The 16,245-nt window shown below is 61.9% G+C and carries 15 protein-coding genes; 5 read left to right on the forward strand and 10 right to left on the reverse strand.

What is annotated here, in order from left to right; translation table 11 throughout:
• Positions 1–153: 153 nt before the first annotated feature.
• Positions 154–2,379: a CDC48 family AAA ATPase gene (locus G9C82_RS17690; protein WP_004518130.1), complete on the reverse strand. Its 2,226-nt coding sequence runs from the start codon at positions 2,377–2,379 to the stop codon at positions 154–156.
• A gap of 200 nt (positions 2,380–2,579) precedes the next feature.
• On the opposite strand from G9C82_RS17690, the gene G9C82_RS17695 reads away from it, so the two are divergent.
• Both G9C82_RS17695 and larC read left to right on the forward strand, forming a co-directional pair.
• Positions 2,580–2,996, forward strand: a complete 417-nt coding sequence (locus G9C82_RS17695) for a universal stress protein (RefSeq protein WP_007190760.1) — start codon at positions 2,580–2,582, stop codon at positions 2,994–2,996.
• Between the two features lie 46 nt (positions 2,997–3,042).
• Positions 3,043–4,359 (forward strand): nickel pincer cofactor biosynthesis protein LarC, encoded by a 1,317-nt coding sequence (larC, locus tag G9C82_RS17700; protein WP_127014833.1) that lies wholly within the window; start codon positions 3,043–3,045, stop codon positions 4,357–4,359.
• 2 nt (positions 4,360–4,361) lie between these two features.
• Here larC and G9C82_RS17705 read toward each other — a convergent pair whose 3' ends face one another.
• Complete coding sequence (locus G9C82_RS17705) at positions 4,362–5,126, reverse strand: hypothetical protein (RefSeq protein WP_004957259.1); 765 nt, start codon at positions 5,124–5,126, stop codon at positions 4,362–4,364.
• A 163-nt stretch (positions 5,127–5,289) separates the two neighbouring features.
• Here G9C82_RS17705 and G9C82_RS17710 point away from each other — a divergent pair, with 163 nt between their 5' ends.
• On the forward strand, positions 5,290–6,120 hold the full coding sequence (locus tag G9C82_RS17710; RefSeq protein ID WP_127014834.1) for a hypothetical protein: 831 nt from the start codon (positions 5,290–5,292) through the stop codon (positions 6,118–6,120).
• Positions 6,121–6,174: 54 nt separating this feature from the next.
• Entirely contained in the window at positions 6,175–6,885 is a 711-nt protein-coding gene (gene radB, locus G9C82_RS17715) for a DNA repair and recombination protein RadB (RefSeq protein WP_004957268.1), read from the forward strand.
• A gap of 310 nt (positions 6,886–7,195) precedes the next feature.
• Here the strand turns inward: radB and phoU are convergent, their stop codons facing one another.
• The 8 genes from phoU to G9C82_RS17750 form a co-directional block, all read right to left on the reverse strand.
• A complete protein-coding gene (gene phoU, locus G9C82_RS17720) occupies positions 7,196–7,876 on the reverse strand; it encodes a phosphate signaling complex protein PhoU (RefSeq protein WP_004957270.1) in 681 nt (226 codons plus the stop codon).
• Positions 7,877–8,004: 128 nt separating this feature from the next.
• Entirely contained in the window at positions 8,005–8,313 is a 309-nt protein-coding gene (locus G9C82_RS17725; protein WP_127014835.1) for a hypothetical protein, read from the reverse strand.
• Positions 8,314–8,368: 55 nt separating this feature from the next.
• Positions 8,369–9,700 (reverse strand): Trk system potassium transporter TrkA, encoded by a 1,332-nt coding sequence (gene trkA, locus G9C82_RS17730; protein WP_004957273.1) that lies wholly within the window; start codon positions 9,698–9,700, stop codon positions 8,369–8,371.
• A gap of 153 nt (positions 9,701–9,853) precedes the next feature.
• Complete coding sequence (locus tag G9C82_RS20945; protein ID WP_004957274.1) at positions 9,854–9,982, reverse strand: hypothetical protein; 129 nt, start codon at positions 9,980–9,982, stop codon at positions 9,854–9,856.
• 254 nt (positions 9,983–10,236) lie between these two features.
• Positions 10,237–10,785 carry a hypothetical protein gene (locus tag G9C82_RS17735; RefSeq protein ID WP_127014836.1) on the reverse strand — a complete coding sequence of 183 codons (549 nt, stop codon included), beginning with the start codon at positions 10,783–10,785 and terminating at the stop codon, positions 10,237–10,239.
• A 55-nt stretch (positions 10,786–10,840) separates the two neighbouring features.
• A complete protein-coding gene (locus tag G9C82_RS17740; protein WP_127014837.1) occupies positions 10,841–11,554 on the reverse strand; it encodes a hypothetical protein in 714 nt (237 codons plus the stop codon).
• Between the two features lie 469 nt (positions 11,555–12,023).
• Positions 12,024–13,727 (reverse strand): hypothetical protein, encoded by a 1,704-nt coding sequence (locus tag G9C82_RS17745; protein WP_127014838.1) that lies wholly within the window; start codon positions 13,725–13,727, stop codon positions 12,024–12,026.
• A 108-nt stretch (positions 13,728–13,835) separates the two neighbouring features.
• Positions 13,836–14,594: a helix-turn-helix domain-containing protein gene (locus tag G9C82_RS17750; protein ID WP_127014839.1), complete on the reverse strand. Its 759-nt coding sequence runs from the start codon at positions 14,592–14,594 to the stop codon at positions 13,836–13,838.
• Between the two features lie 228 nt (positions 14,595–14,822).
• Here G9C82_RS17750 and G9C82_RS17755 point away from each other — a divergent pair, with 228 nt between their 5' ends.
• Positions 14,823–16,238 carry a DUF4330 family protein gene (locus tag G9C82_RS17755; protein WP_127014840.1) on the forward strand — a complete coding sequence of 472 codons (1,416 nt, stop codon included), beginning with the start codon at positions 14,823–14,825 and terminating at the stop codon, positions 16,236–16,238.
• Positions 16,239–16,245: the final 7 nt, after the last annotated feature.

Consider the following 16,245-nt stretch of genomic DNA (forward strand, 5'->3'; position numbering starts at 1 on the left):
TTCGAAAGGAGAAACAAACACCGGTTGTATAGTTTATCTAATAATTATACACGGATATTGTGCAACCACGGAAAGCGCATCGCTGCTCAGGAGCGGTGACGCAGAAAGACGCGTTCGAATCGCAGCGAGGGACAGGAATCGAGGTCGCCGGAGTTACTGGAAGCCGATCCGGCCGCCGGTTCCGGCCTGGCGCTGCGGGCTGGAACCGCCTCTGAACTCCTCTTCCATCTGCTCGTAGTACTCGCGGATGTCGTCGGTAATCGTCGGGCGCACGCTGTCCATCGCCTGCCGGAAGTGACGCATCTCGACTTCCTCCGCATCGTCGTCCTCACGGAGTGCCTCGATGGCAGCCTCCCGGGCGATAGATTCGAGGTCCGAGCCGACGAACCCATCGCTGACTTCGGCCAGTTCGCGCAGGCTCACATCGGGCGACAGCGGCGTGTCGTCCGTGTGGATCTTCAGGATCTGCTCACGACCCTCGATGTCGGGCTCGCCGATCATCACGAGCCGGTCGAACCGGCCCGAACGGATTAGCGCCGGGTCGATCATGTCCGGCCGGTTGGTCGCGCCGATGACCATCACGTCCTCCATCTCTTCGAGCCCGTCGAGTTCGGTCAGGAGCTGATTGACGACGCGCTCGGAGACGTTCGACCCCATCTCGCCGCCCCGACCCGGTGCCAGCGAGTCGAGTTCGTCGAAGAAGATGATGGTCGGGGCGACCTGGCGGGCCTTCCGGAACGTCTGCCGGATGGCCTTCTCGCTCTCGCCGACCCACTTCGAGAGCAGTTGCGGGCCACGGACCGAGATGAAGTTCGCATCGGTCTCGTTGGCGACAGCTTTCGCCATGAGCGTCTTCCCGGTGCCGGGTGGGCCGTACAGCAACACTCCGGACGGCGGCGTCACGCCCATGCGCTCGAACTTCTCCGGGGAGTTCATCGGCCACTCGACGGCCTCCTGAACCTGCTCTTTAGGCCCACTGAGCCCGCCAACGTTGTCCCAGGACATCTTCGGGAGTTCGACCAGCACCTCCCGCATCGCCGATGGACTCACCTCGTTGAGTGCGCCCTTGAAGTCGTCCCGCTTGATGATCATCCGGTCGATGAGGCTCGGCGGGATGTCCTCCTCGTCCAGATCGATCTCGGGAAGGTAGCGCCGGAGCGCCTTCATCGCGGCCTCCTTCGTGAGACTCTCAATGTCGGCTCCGACGAAGCCGTGCGTGTCCGTCGCCAGCTTGGCGAGATTTACGTCGTCGGACAGCGGCATGCCGCGGGTGTGGATCTGGAGGATTTCCTCGCGACCGACCTCGTCCGGCACGCCGATCTCGATCTCGCGGTCGAAGCGGCCCGGGCGACGGAGCGCCGGGTCGACGCTGTCGACACGGTTCGTCGCGGCGATGACGATGACCTGCCCTCGCGATTCGAGGCCGTCCATCATCGTCAGCAGCTGGGCGACGACACGGCGCTCGACCTCGCCGGTTACGTCCTCGCGCTTGGGCGCGATAGAGTCGAGTTCGTCGATGAAGATGATCGAGGGCGATTCCTCGCTTGCGTCCTCGAATATCTCGCGTAACTGCTGTTCGGACTCGCCGTAGTACTTCGAGATGATCTCGGGGCCGGCAATAGAGAAGAAGCTAGCGGAGGTCTCGTTGGCGACAGCCTTCGCAAGCAGCGTCTTCCCGGTGCCGGGCGGGCCGTGGAGCAGAACCCCCTGTGGCGGCTCGATGCCGAGCTTCTTGAAGATCTGGGGGTGTTTCATCGGCAACTCGACCATCTCTCGCACCCGCTGGATCTCGTTTTGCAGCCCGCCGATGTCCTCGTAGGTGATGCCGCCGCCGGTCTTCTCGAAGCCGGAGATCGGTTCCTCGCGGAGTTCCACCTCGGTGTCTTCGGTGATGAGACAGACGCCCTCGGGCTCGGTCTCGACGGCAATGAGCGGGATGGCCTGTCCGGGCGAGCGCATGAACGGGTGGTTCGTCGAGGACATCACCGGGACGATGTCGCGCTCGACGACCGGCCGTTTCAATATCTGCCGCTTAACCATGCCAGCGGCGTCGGAGCCGAACTGGACCGACGCTTCCTCGGGCGGCGCGAGGACGAGCTTGTCGGCCTTCTCGGCCTCGGCCTTCCGGATTGTGACGCGCTCACCAATACCCACGTCAGCGTTCTGGCGCGTGAAGCCGTCGATGCGAACAGTGTCAGTGTTCCAGTCTTGCCGGTCGGCCCGCCACACCTTGGCCGCGGTCGTGTCGCTCCCCTCTATCTCGATGATGTCTCCGGGGGAGAGCTTGAGATGCAACAACGTATCGGGGTCGAGTCTGGCGATACCGCGTCCCGAGTCGTTCGGGTACGCCTTCGCCACTTCCAATTGAACTTCGTTCATAGTAGAGCCTGCTTACAATGAACTCGGGTAGCCCCGGAGATATGCTTTATGCTACCGGCGGCCAAGACGCAGGGCGACGGGTTTATATGATACCTAATAGCACACCGCACAGTAGGGGGTAATAGCCACCGGTCTGGGTTGCCGTGACACAGGCTGCCGCCATCGCCGCGTTTCATAAGGCTGGACGCGATAGCGCCGGTATGGTATTTCTCGTTCCCTTCGATGGGTCACCGCTTGCAGATGCGGCACTCAACCGCGCCGTCACCTACGCTGAAGCGCTTGACGAGGACGTCGTCGCTGTCGCGTTTATTCCGACTGGCGCCGACTACGCCGAGCGCCGCCGCCGCGTCGACCCGACCGAGGACTTCGCCGCCGAAACCGCTGCGGACGACCTCCGGCGCAAGATCGAGGAGGCGACCGACGACTCTGAACTCCGCTACGACGACGTAAGCGCTCACTCCACCAGCGAACTGTCGACGACGATCAGACAGACCGCCCGCGACGTTGACGCCAATGTCGTGTTCCTCGGCAGCGACGACACCGAGGACATCGTCGTCCCTATCGGCGAAGTCACAGACGGCGAAGACTACGACGTCCACATCGTCCGCCGGACTTGAGGACGTAGCAAGAGGGCTTTTACTGGCGCGGCCTGACCCTCCGGGTATGCGAACACTCGCTTTCGACGGCCGGATGGGCGCGGCCGGTGATATGCTTCTGGGGGCGCTGCTGGCTGCCGGAGCCGACCGCGACGCCCTGTCGGTCGTTGAGGACACACTGGATATCGAGTACGCTGTCTCCGAGGTGGACCGCCGCGGGATTGCTGCAACGCGTGTCGACGTGCTGCTGACCAACGCTGCTAGCGACGGCGATGGGTCTCAGGACCACGCTCACGACGGTCACTCGCATTCTCACACCCATGACGAGGGGCATGGCCACACTGGGAACGACGCACATGCTCACTCCCACGACGAGCACACCCACGCCGAGGGCCACGGCCCGAGCCGAACGTACGCTGAAGTCGTCGAACTCGTCGAAGGGATGGACCTGCCGGCGGCCGTCAGGGCGGACGCGCTGGCGATCTTCGAGATACTCGGCGAGGCCGAAGCGTCGGTTCATGGGACGGACCTTGACGACACACACTTCCACGAGGTCGGGGCTGACGACGCCATCGCCGACATCGTCGGTACCTGCCTCCTGCTGGATGATCTCGACGTCGAACAGGTCGTGACGACGACGCCGGCGACGGGGGGCGGCACCGTGGAGATGAGCCACGGTACCTACCCGGTTCCGACTCCGGCGGTAGTCGAAATCGCGGAGCAAGCCGACTGGTCGCTGCAGGGTGGCCCCATCGACAGGGAACTCCTGACGCCGACCGGCGCGGCGATTCTCGCCCACATCGCCGAGGGAACTGAGTCGCTGCCGCCGCTCGACATCAACGCGTCGGGGTACGGCGCTGGCGGGTGGGATCTTGACGACCGCCCCAACGTCTTGCGGGCGATGGTCGGCGACAGCGCGGGGCGACTCCGCCGCGACGAAATCACGGTGCTTGAGACGAACGTCGACGACGCTCCGCCCGAGGTGCTTGGCGACCTCCAGCGCTCGCTCCCGGACATCGGTGCCCGCGATGTGTCGATAGTCCCGACGACGATGAAGAAGTCACGGCCCGGTCACATCATCAAGGTCATCTGCAGACCGGAAGACGCTGAACGGGTCGCGCGCCGTCTCGCAGAAGCGACCGGGACGCTCGGCGTGCGCGAATCCGGGGCCGGCCACCGCTGGGTCGCCGACCGGGAGTACGAGACAGTCGTACTCTCCGTCGATGGCGAGCAGTTCGAGGTCACGGTCAAGGTCGCAAGTGACACCGACGGCACGGTGTTCGATGTGAGCGCGGAATACGATGACGCCGCGGCTGTCGCGGACGCGACCGGACTCCCCGTCCGCGAGGTGATGCACCGGGCCGAGCGGATGGTCCGGGAGTAACGCTATCCACTGTCGGGTTCACCCTCCTCGGTCGGACTATCGCTGTTGTGTTTGGCCAGCGCCTCCTCGACGGTGAGTGCACCGGTCGCGACCTGTCGGGCGAGTTCCTCGCTGATCGCCCGGTTCGTATCGCTTGCCTCCCGCGAGCGGTCTTTGATCTTCTGGAGTTCGCCGGCCGTGGGTTCGATGGTCCGGCTCTCGATTTCCTCGCCGTCGAGGCGAGCGATGTTGACCGCGGCCAGCACGTCGCCCATTCCGCGTGCGCCGGAACCGAGATACGGCGTCGTCCCCGTTTCGTCGACCAGTTCCACCGGCACAGACTGGATCTCGTCGATGAGACGCGCACCGACGAGTCGCGCGCCGTCGCCGATGCGAACGACCGGGTCGACCGCGTCTTCGACTTCTTCCCGAACGATTTCGGTGATGTCCGCTGCGGGCACCTGAAACGCCGCGACGACCATATCGCCGTGGAGAATCGCGACGCCCGGCCGTTCGCCGGGGTCGATACCGATGACGGTGCGGCCGTCACCACCCCGAAGCGTCGAGATAACAGCTTCGACGGCTCGACGCGGTGTGTCCGGGTCAGCCTGCACGAGGTCGACGCCGTCGGGGATTTCGACCGATTCCCCGGCCGCGATGACCGCGACCGCCGCCTCCTCGGGCCATTCGTCGCCCGGTTCGATGGTTGTGAACGCCACGCCACGGTCGCGTAGCTCGTTGACGACACCGTGGTACACTTCGAAGTCCGCTGTGGCGACGACAATCACGGCCGGATTTCGGTCGCCGATTACTTACAGATGTGGGAGTCCGTTGGTCCGCGTGTCTGTTGCAGATAATCGCTTGACGCGTGCTGATACATCTATGTAGGGATCTCTCTGCTTCCGATTACGTTTGACTGGGTTTTTATAACAGCTGAATGAACTGTTAGTGATGCGTCCGGCGGCCAGCACTGGCGGAGCGAGTACGGCGTCCGACCCGCTGTTCGGTGGTATCAGCGGTGCCTATCTTGGCTTGCTTCTGGCACCGCCGGTGCTACCGGTTCTGGAGCGGGTCGGCGTCACCGAAGCCTGGGCGCTATACCTCGCGCTGGTCGGGACGTTCGCTGTCGTGACCACTGTAACTGGGTGGGTGCTCTCCGGTCGACCAACAGTGGCCGTCACACTCGGCGCGACTCGCGCGCGCTGGTCTCCGGTGGCGATAGCGGCCGTGTACGCCGCCGTCGGCTTTGCGTCGCTGGGGATGAGTGGTGTCAGTGGCGTGCTGGCGTTTTTCTTCGGCCTGCTAGCCTTTTTGTTCGGAATGGCTGTCGCGGTTATGTCACAGACGCGGTACACCGCGGCAGTCACCGCAGGGGCGGAGGAGTTGACTCGCTGGCGGGCGAGCTGGCCCGAGTCCGCACAGCGGCGGCGGCTGTATGTCGGCGGGGCCGTCGCTGGCGTCGCGACTGTCGGCTTCGCCGTCGGTGCGGTGTTCGACCATGCCCTGCTCCAGTACATCGGCCAGATACTGTTCCCGTCCGGGTTCGTCCTCCTCTCGACGGGCGGAACCCGAACCGCTGTTGCGACCGAGAACGGCCTTGAAATCAGATTGCCGGTCGCCAGACGGTTCTATGCCTGGGAAGAACTGGAATCCTACGACCTTGACGCCGAATCGCTCGTTATCACCCGCAAATGGGGGGCAGACCTGCGGTTTGCAACAGCCGAAATCGACGACGTGTCCCTCGCCGAATGGACGCTGGCCGAGCGGCTTTCGGACGACTGACAGCGGTGCCGTCAGGTACCAGTGTTTTTACCCGAACCTGCCCAACCATTGCCCGTGAGTGAGTACGTCTCGACTGGGTGTGACGCGATTGACGACCTTCTGGGTGGTGGGCTGGAGCGCGGTGCGGTCACGCAGGTGTACGGCCCGCCAGCGGCCGGCAAGACAAACTTCGCCCTCTCGGCGGTGATGGAAGTCGCCGCCGCCGGCGACGCGGCGCTGTACATCGACACCGAAGGCCTCTCGGCAGACCGGATGGAGCAGGTCGCAAGGGGCCGCGCACGTGGGACGGCTCAGACTGTGGACGACCTCGCCGGTCGACTCATCATTACGGAGGCACTGGACTACGACGAACAGACCGAGGCTGTCCAGGACGCCGCCGAGTTCGCCGCCGAAGTCGAACTCATCGTACTGGACAGCGCGACCGGGTTCTACCGGCTCCGCCGGGACGACGAGGACGGCGGCGAGACACTACGGGACGTGGCCCGCCAGATTACTCACCTGCTCTCGCTGGCCCGCAAGCACGACATTGCCGTCCTGTACACCAATCAGGTGTTCACCGACCCGGACAGCGACCGCTCGACGGCGCTTGGCGGCCACACCCTGAACCACTGGTCCGGCGCAATCGTCCGTCTGGACCGGTTCCGCGGCGGCAACCGTCGCGCCACGCTGGAGAAACACCGCGCCAAACCGGCCGGCGACACGGCCCAGTTCCGTATCACCGACTCGGGACTCGTGGGCGACGACACGCCCGAAACGCCGCAGTAGGTCGCTCGAATCTCGACACCGGGCTCGGGCGCGCGCCGTCGCGGCGACGGCCGCGTCGTAAGCGCGAGGGACGAGTCGCACAGGCGAGCGAAGCGAGCCGAGCAACGCAGTCGGCTGGGGAGGCGTGTGGTTGTCGCTGCTTCGTGGTGCTATGATTCAGGATGCATACCGCGCGAGCGGAGCGAGCGCGGTTTCACTCCGAGCGCGTTCGTAGAACGCGACTCGAAGGTCGTTTTTAGCGTAGATTTTTGCAAAGGGGGTTCCCACAGCGCCGCAGGCGCGAGGAAACCCCCTGCAGTAAAAAGGTACTTCAGTAGATGAGGTCGTCGTCGTTCTCGACCATGTACAGCGTCCGCGCGGCGATATTGACGGCGTGGTCCCCGACCCGCTCGATGTCACGAATCGTCAGCAGGAGCCGGGACACGTCGGCCATCAGTTGCTCGATTTCGGCTTCGCTGGAGTCGGCGTCGATTTCGCGCTCGATGAGGTCACGAACGACCATCTCGGAGGCGGCTTCACACCGTTCGTCCACCTCGTCGTCGATGTCGGCGATGGTATAGCACTGGTCGGCATCCTCGCTGCCGTAAGCGTCCATGGCGTTCTCGACCATCTCTATCGTCACGTCGGCAACGTCCTGTATGTCGACCTCGGGATACACATCGCGGTCGGCCTCAAGCGAGTACTCGCCGAGGTTCGTGGCGAGGTCACCGATCCGTTCGAGGTCGGTAATGATCTTGAACGACGCGGCGATAAAGCGGAGATCGGACGCGACTGGCTGTTGCAGCGCCAGCAGGTCGATACAGTCCTGTTCGAGATCGAGATACAGCTGATTGATCTCGTGGTCGCCCTCAATGACCTCCTGGGCCATCGCTTCGTCTTTCTGTTCGAGCGCATCCAGCCCAAGCCGGAGCCGCTCGAGGACGATCTCTGACATATAGAGGACATCCTCGCGGAGCGAGTTCAGCCCCTCCTGATAGGAATCGCGTGGCATAGTCCGGAATGTGCTAGTGGTATGCATCAGCCTTTCCCTTCTCCCAATATCTCCCGATACCGGCCGGCGTCGCGGTGCGGCGGACGTGCTATGCAGGGACAGGCTCACTCGACGGCAAGAAACGATTATTATGGCGCGGTCTCGGCGTCGTTACGGGGATGAATGGCAAGCGTCGTTGCGTCGCCGAGTGCCGTCCCGCCCTCAATGCGTTCGACACGCAACACCACATCTTGCGGCGTTGCACAGCCACAGCTCACGAACTCGGCCCACTCCTCGCCGACGGCCACCGGGCCGCCATGGGCGCGTCGGAGGTACTGTTGATAGGTGTCCCCGCGAAGTTCGTCAACGATCCACGCGGTATCGACGCCGGACCACGGGTCCCCATCGGCGGCGCTGGGGGCAAACGAGAGCACGATACGGTCCGCAACGGGAGCCATACACTAACTACGGCGGGAGACAGGCTTAGTCCCTTGGGAGCTACGTTCAGAACGGTTACAATTTGTCGTTGACCGCTTCCAGACAATCGGCATCAACGAACACTACGACGTGGTCGCCAGGTTCGATGACGGTATCACCACGGGGGATGACCAGTTCGCCGTCGCGGCTGATAGCCCCGATGACTACGCCGGTCGGCAGTTCCTGTACTGATTCCTGAATTGGCCGCCCAGCGAGGACGCTGTCGGCGGCTATCTCGATTTCTAGCACCTCGGCGCGGTCGGATTCGATGATAGCAACCTTCGTCGCGTCGTACTCCCGGGTGAACCGCGTGATCTCTTCGGCGGTCGTCTCACGGGGATTGACAGCCACATCGACGCCGACAGCCTCAAACAGGTCGACGTACTCGCCAGAGTTGACGACGGCGACGGTTCGCTCCGCGCCGAGCCGCTTGGCCAGCAGTGTCACCAGGAGGTTCTTTTCGTCGCTGTCGAGCGTCGCAACCACGGCGTCGGCGTCTGAGACGTGTTCCCGTTCGAGGAACTCGCTATCCGTTGCATCACTCTCTAGCACGGTTGTTCCCTGCAGGTCCTCCGCAAGCTCACGCGCCCTGTCGTGGTCTTGCTCGATGAGCCGTGGTTTGATCCCACGATCCTGCAGCAGTCGTGCGGTGTGATAGCCGACATCGCTTCCACCAACAATAACGACGTTCTGCGTCGTCTTTGACTCCGGTGTGATTTCAGACGCAAACAGACGAACGCTTTCACAACTACCGATAACGATGATGTCGTCTCCTTCCCTGATAACGGTCTCTCCGCGTGGGATAATGACTTCGTCACCGCGCAGCACGGCAGCGAAGGTTAGTGACTCGTAGCGGTCGGCCTCCGCGACGGTCTGGTCCGCGATCGGGCTGGATTCACGCACCTCGAACTCACCCATCTGGACCTGTCCGTCGACGAATGTTTCCACGTCGCGCGAGCCTGGAAGCCCGATTACTCGGGCGATATTCTCCGCAGTGAGCAGGTTTGTCGCAACCATGTGGTCCACACCGAAGGCGCCCCCGGATTTTTCCCAGGTCCGGAGGAACTTCGCACTCTTGACGCGGGAAATGGTGAACGGGTCAGCGGCCGTTATCGCCGTCCCACAGGTGACGATATTCGTTTCGTCATCGTCGGTGCTGGCGATGAGTACGTCGGCTTTTTCGATACCGGCCTCCGAGAGCGTGTCGAGTTCCGCACCGTCCCCTTCGACACCGAGTACGTCAGCCTCGTACATCAAGGCCTCAACGCGGTCAGGGTCAATATCTACGACGGCGACTTCGTGGCTTTTCGCGAGGCTTTCAGCGATGTTCGAACCGACCTCGCCCGCACCGACGATTACGATATACACGGCTGCGCCTCCGCCTGATACATATACACCAGCTTTCCACTGACACGTGAAGTGTATTTTCATCCGAGCGGCGAGCCCGGTCTTCCGGGGTAGACAAGCTACCAAACCCGGCACAGATGCTGCTCCGTCGGTGAGGTGTAGCCTTCGAGGCGCTTACGGCTCATCTCTGAGCGGCACGTCTAACCAGGGACAGAGGGCTGACCGACGTTGGAACCGTTCGACCGAATCGAACGACTCTTTCGTCTCTTCGATCGCCTTTCGCATACTGGCGTAGTCGGTCATACGACACTCTCTCTGTCTCCCCACCGTTTGATTATATGCTTCTTTACGCCCGCTATCTCCCTGGTAGACGCGTACTTCTGACGGCCAGTTCAGGGAACCAGCGTCAAAAACTGTGCCACAATAGCTACACAGGTCTTTCGTCGCGGCCCTGTCTAACACGCAGCGGCCGTCTGACGGACTGCTCAGTACAGTACCAGGTGGCTACTACCCAATCGCTGATCAGTATAGTGTCACTTCTGGCCGAACAGACAGGCTTAGCGACTAATTGCGGACGCAAGTATGAGGACGAGGCAGTGAACGGCGACGAGTCCGAGAAGCAGTACCGTTCTGGCCGCCGGTGGACTCACGACCGCGGCTGCGCCTATCGCCACCGTCAGGACACGCACGACGGTCTCGGGTCGGAAGCTGTCGCTTGACTGCTCCTCGGTTGTGCGGGCCGCTTCGAACTGATCTCTGATAGCGCCGAATCTGGGGCCCTGACGGACCTGCTTTTGATCTTGCTCGTACTCGACCAGTCCGACAGCGTCGAGCTTGGGCAGGTGTGTCTGACAGAGTGAAATGTACACACTGTCGTAGAGCTCGTCACTATCGGTTTCTGCATCGGCGACAATGCTTGCGACCTGCTGGCTCAGTGCACTGACGGATAGCGCTGTCTCGTGTTCGGCAAGACAGTGCAAGCATACGCGGCGGCGCTCGTTACCGAGAATATCGAACATCGTCGCATCATCAAGGCCGGTCTGGTCTGGCGGCTCCGTCGTTTTCACGGTCGCAAGGACAGCGTCGAGTCCCACTGTCGGTCGCATATATTATGCCCCCTCGGATGGACCGCTGTGTGCACACATCTGTCCAGTGCGTAGCTTACCGCACCGCATCGAGAGCGGCACGTAGCCGGTCAGCAAGCGACTGCGGTGCTGACAGTGACAGCCGATGGCTCGCCGCCAGTGCTACAAACACCACACTCACGACGAGCGCGACTGCGACGCCTGACACTGTGGTCCCGCTGAGTGCGAGTCCACCGACCGCAATCAGTGTCGCACACGCGGTCCCGAGATACCGACCGGACCACCGCTCACCGGCCGATGTGTGGGCAGCTGTCCGAGCGTGCTCAGTGACTGACTCGGTCGACGGCGTCGACTCCGCAGCCGTCGTCGACAGAAGCGTTGGCTCCTCGTCGAGATATTTATCGAAGGAGTTCGCGAGCGCGGTCGCTTCGACGAGTCCCCGGTCCTGGTTGTAGTTGATGACGCCCGCATCGTCCATCTTTGGGAGGTGGGACTGGTACAGCGCGATGTAGACGCGCTGGCGCTCTTTCGAGCGGAGCGAGTCGACCGTCGTGTCGTGTTCCAGCGCCGCGATGTGTTCTGCGATGTCGCTCATATCAGCCGGCTCATCGCCGGGGTGCTCGTGGAGGTACTTGAGGACCAGACGGCGACGGCGACACTGGAGAACGTGGAAGAGGTCGTCGCGGGTGAGTTCGTCGTCCGATGGAGAGTCCGAAGACGGTGACTCGTCTGTCACGGACTCCTCAGCCTCGGTTGCCGTGGGTTCGGAAGTCGTTTCAGCTATCGACATGTGCTCTCCTTATCCAGCACCCGACATATACCGGGTCGACTGTTCCGCCGATTGCGACTGTTTCATCGATTTAGCGGGCCTGTAATGCTGACTTACCCCGGCAACGATACGATTGAAACGGCCGCTGAAGCCCTTATCAGCCCATATTTCGGTATTTCTGCACAGGTGTTACTGTCTATTACTGTTTCACGCACCATACTGAATTGTTTCACCGTTTCGACGGTAGTTAGTGTGTTCTATTTTACATATTTGAGATGTGTTAGGTGCTAAAATCAGGCTGGTTCTGCTGTTTTCCAGGCTTAGAAGGCCTAAAATCGGGAACGAAGCGTACGTTTATATCTGCCGGACGGTGTCGTAGGCCTATTCCGGACCACCGTGGCAGCGGCGGACAGGTGTGTTCGGCGGAGACTCACCCCTCACTGTGGAGTGATGCCACTGGCAACCCAGCTACCCCGGTCTGTGAGCCGGCTTACCCACCGGGCGTTGGCGGCTTAATATCGCCCGCATGGGGCGAGTTTGCCGCTGCAGGCGTTGCCCGCTCCAGACAGATGAGGTTCTCTCTGCCGAGACGTATCTTGACGACTTCGTCCTCGTCGACCATCCGCGAAAGGAGACGGCTAACCTTCGCTTTCGACCAGTCTGTTGCCTCAACGATGTCGGTCTGGTGCAGACGGCCATTCTCGACTTGCAGCATCAGCTTCACGAGTTGTGCGTCAGGGGTGAGTTCCCGGTCGGCGTGCTCGAAGGCTTCAGCTGCGGTGCCCACGTCGATGTCTGGACCGTCAGCTTCGGCCACCCTGTCTGTCGCCTCGATTTCACGATTGACCTCGATTATCTCCCGGTCCAGTTCGAGGCGGCGATAGATGAACAGTCTGGCCGCCGCGGAGAGTCCCGTGACCCAGTCACGCCTGATCGCCGCGACTGTCAGCCCGATCCCGATCAAGAACCCAAGAAGCGAACTCGTCACCCAGGCTGGCGTCAGCACGCTGTTTGGGTTCGTTCCCCAGGCGACTTCCTGGGGGTCGGTCAGGAAGTCACCGTCCGAATCGACCGCGAGCGGGTCCGTTCCAAGGTCCGAAACTTCTCGTCCATCGTTGAGACCGTCGCCGTCCGTATCGACGGTGGTCGGGGACGTGCCAGCCGCCAGTTCCTTTCCGTCGCTGAGACCGTCACTATCTGTGTCACTCTCGGTGGGTTCGGTCCCCGCCTCAAGTTCTGTCCCATCTGCTATCCCATCACCGTCAGTGTCAGCGACCGTCGGGTCGGTGCCCAGGGCCAGCTCCCTGCCGTCAGCGACCTCATCAGCGTCGGTGTCGGCCTGTACCGGGTTCGTACCGATCTCCAGCTCCCGACCGTCGACGACGCCGTCGTCGTCCGTGTCTGCGTCGGTCGGATCGGTCTCGCCAGACGCCTCTCGCTGGTCGGACAGCCCATCGCCGTCGGTATCGGCGACGGTCGGATTCGTTCCGAGTGCCAGTTCGCGTTCGTCCGAGAGCCCGTCGCCGTCCGTGTCGCCCTGTCGCGGGTCGGTACCCTGTTGAATCTCAGCCCTGTCACTGACACCATCTTCGTCAGTGTCTGTGGCCGTTGGGTCCGTCCCGTGCTGGTGGACCTCTGACCCGTCCAACAGCCCGTCACCGTCAGTGTCGGTGTCAGTGAGGTTCGTCCCTCGGGCCACCTCGTTGCTGTTGTTGAGCCCGTCATCGTCAATATCACCGGCACGCTGAATCGGCTGCAAAGGCACCGACCGCGTATCCAGCGTGGCGTTAGAACTCGTGTTGCGCAGAGAGATAGAGAGATCATCAAGTCCCGCCCTTCCGGGGGTCGTGAGAGCTGCAGTTCCGTTCGGGCCGACCGACGTACAGGTCGTCGACCCGTTCGCACGCGCACAGACTGTGAGATTTTCCTGCGGCGACGTAACTGTTACTGCGATCCGATACCCGCTGACCCGCTCGCCGTCTATCCGTTCCCAGACGAACGCGGTTCCGTTCGGCCCGTCCGCAGCAGCCTGTGTGGGCTCCACCGACTGTATCGCTGGCGCCGTTTCGTTGCCCGCCACTGTGTATTCAGCATACTGCCCGGCGTCCGCTGCGGTAGCGACACCTACGGAGACAGACGCGACTGTCAAGAGGAGGAGTAAAGCGCAGATCCCGCTCACGATTCGGTGTCTCATACAGTACGGGTGTCACAGCGCGACAATATCCTTTTTGGCACATAGCCTCTTTGTCACTTCTGACCACACCTGATAATTCAGCGATAATTTGTGGCGCGCCCCGACTACTTACTCTTCGGACAGTCCGAGCTCCGACCCAACGACCTGATCCATACCGCGACGAATCCGTTGTGACATCGCTGATGGTGAAATACCGAGTTTGTCCGCCAGCTCAGCCTGTGAGATGCCACGAGGCACGTCGAAGTACCCCTCTCTGTGTGCCGTCTCAAGTGCGACCTGCTGGTCTGCGGTCAGTCCGCATACGTCGGCATTTGCCTCTCCAGAGGTCCAGTACAGCCGGTCAAGTCGAAACGTGATATTCCGGTCAGAGCACTCGGATCGGAACTGCGACAGTGCCGCTCGCGACCGAAACTGTGCCTGTACCTGCCACTGTCCACCCGTCCCTTCGATGTCGAGCGCCCGGCCACCGGCGCGGACGAGCGAGGGCGTGAGCCGGACGGCGCTGTCGACCACCTCGACCCGATAGACGCGGTTCGTCTCCATCCAGTCTAACACGACGGGCTCGCATACCGTGCTATCCCTCTCCAGTTCTGTTTCAAACTGATCAAGACCCTCACCGACGGCTTCTATCACCAGAAAATTCGACGTGCCGTCGTTGACCATCTGCTCCGGACGGACTGTTACATCTGGACTGCTCTCAATTGCATCCGTCAGAATCAGTTCTGGATGACTCAGGCATAGATCGACGCCGAGGCTCTTCTCCCGTGGTGTTTCATCCGTCTCCGATGGACTTGCCGGCCCGTAGCCAGCGCCATTGACTGGCTGGTCCGCCTCGGTTGCTGACCCCTGGTCGCCGGTGTTGCGCATATGAACACCAGACGAATTGCGCACAAGGGTATTGTCACTATACAGATAGTGTCTGCGAGGTGAGATGCTATACTGATAGCCGGGCGTGGGCCGGGTAGCCGCCTCCGTTTGCTCACCTTGCGGTGTCGGAAGATCGGCAGGTCACCGGCCTTCGGAGGGATGACTCTCGCCGACGCGGGACAGTCAGACAACGAAACACCCAAACCACTCGGAAGGAATGACTACCGCATGGCAGATAGTCGTTCGTCGGCCCTCCTTGACGAGAATGGGAACCTTTTCGGCCTCGTCAATGTCGTTGATGCGCTGGCCGTCCTACTCGTCGTTGCGGTCGTCGCGGCAGGCGCTGCGCTCGTTCTCCAGCCGGAGCCAGAGTCACCGGAACCGAATACAACCAATGTCACCCTCGATCTCGGGACACAACCATCGTACATCGTCACGGAGATCACTGAAGGCGATACGTACAGTCCCGATGGCGATTCGAAGCTCACCGTCACAGACGTTCACCTGACACCGCAGGACGATCAGACACGCGTCATCCTTCGGGCCTCACTGCAGGGACCACCTGACGGGGATAGTCTCACATATGCGAATGCACCCCCTCGCCTCGGCCGGTCACTGACTATCGCGACAAGTCGATACGAAGTAAGCGGTCAACTACGCGCTGTAGGTGGTGACAATAGTCTCGCCCAAGAGGACACGACCGTAGTTCTCAGGGACACTATGGCCACCGCCGAAGCCCGGGACGTTACCCCCGGTGATGAGATCCACCTCGCTGGCCGCACTGTTGCGACTATCGAAGACGTAGCTGCATACACAACCGATAATTCAACCGAACAGACCGTCTTCGTCGAAGCAGAACTCGACGCACACAGACAGCAGTCCGACCGTCGATTCGGCGGCACACAGATCCGGCGCGGGCAAACAGTCACGCTCCCGGCCGAAGACTACACCTTCGACGGTCGCATTGAAAAGGTGGATAGCGGCCTCCAGCCAACGACTACCGATGTGCTCCTGGAAACAACCGTCGATGCAGAAACGGCTGGCCGTATCGCTACCGGTGACGTCACTACCGTCGCCGGGTACGAGGCCGCCGAAGTACGAACGGTCACCACGTACGCGACACAGAACCCCGACCGCAAACAGGTGTTCGTCGGTCTCTCGCTGGCGACCCTGGAAAACGCTGGCCGTCAGCAGTTCGGCAGCGCTGCTGTTCAGCGCGGGAACGACATCACCATTTCGACGCAAAGCTACGAACTCTCCGGAACCATCGAGCGGGTCGGGGAACTCGAACCACGTGGGGCACCCACTAATCGGACGGTTACACTGCGGATGACGGACATGCGCGCGGACATGGCCGACGCAATCAGGCCTGGTATGACCGAAACCAATGGCGGCGAAACGGTCGCTCGCGTCAGCCGTGTCAGTACCGAACCGTCTGTCATCATCACCACGGGCGACAACGGCTCCGTGAACGTCGTTGACCACCCGTACTTGCGTGATGTCACCATCACGACTGAACTCCGAGTCCGCGAGACGACGAGCGGTGTGCAATTCAAGGGTGAATCCCTCCAGCAGGGCTCGACAGTCGTCATCAATTTGGGGACGATCACCATCGAAGCAACGGTCGTGAGTGTCGGACTCTGAACGACAT

Source organism: Haloarcula sp. R1-2, from assembly GCF_011627385.1.
Lineage (GTDB): Archaea > Halobacteriota > Halobacteria > Halobacteriales > Haloarculaceae > Haloarcula > Haloarcula marismortui.

Coding starts and splice junctions, on each gene's coding strand:
- G9C82_RS17690 (WP_004518130.1), bottom strand. CDS start 2,379: ATGAACGAAGTTCAATTGGAAGTGGCGAAGGCGTACCCGAACGACTCG.
- G9C82_RS17695 (WP_007190760.1), top strand. CDS start 2,580: ATGGTATTTCTCGTTCCCTTCGATGGGTCACCGCTTGCAGATGCGGCA.
- larC (WP_127014833.1), top strand. CDS start 3,043: ATGCGAACACTCGCTTTCGACGGCCGGATGGGCGCGGCCGGTGATATG.
- G9C82_RS17710 (WP_127014834.1), top strand. CDS start 5,290: ATGCGTCCGGCGGCCAGCACTGGCGGAGCGAGTACGGCGTCCGACCCG.
- phoU (WP_004957270.1), bottom strand. CDS start 7,876: ATGCCACGCGATTCCTATCAGGAGGGGCTGAACTCGCTCCGCGAGGAT.
- G9C82_RS17725 (WP_127014835.1), bottom strand. CDS start 8,313: ATGGCTCCCGTTGCGGACCGTATCGTGCTCTCGTTTGCCCCCAGCGCC.
- G9C82_RS20945 (WP_004957274.1), bottom strand. CDS start 9,982: ATGACCGACTACGCCAGTATGCGAAAGGCGATCGAAGAGACGAAAGAG.
- G9C82_RS17735 (WP_127014836.1), bottom strand. CDS start 10,785: ATGCGACCGACAGTGGGACTCGACGCTGTCCTTGCGACCGTGAAAACG.
- G9C82_RS17740 (WP_127014837.1), bottom strand. CDS start 11,554: ATGTCGATAGCTGAAACGACTTCCGAACCCACGGCAACCGAGGCTGAG.
- G9C82_RS17745 (WP_127014838.1), bottom strand. CDS start 13,727: ATGAGACACCGAATCGTGAGCGGGATCTGCGCTTTACTCCTCCTCTTG.
- G9C82_RS17750 (WP_127014839.1), bottom strand. CDS start 14,594: ATGCGCAACACCGGCGACCAGGGGTCAGCAACCGAGGCGGACCAGCCA.
- G9C82_RS17755 (WP_127014840.1), top strand. CDS start 14,823: ATGGCAGATAGTCGTTCGTCGGCCCTCCTTGACGAGAATGGGAACCTT.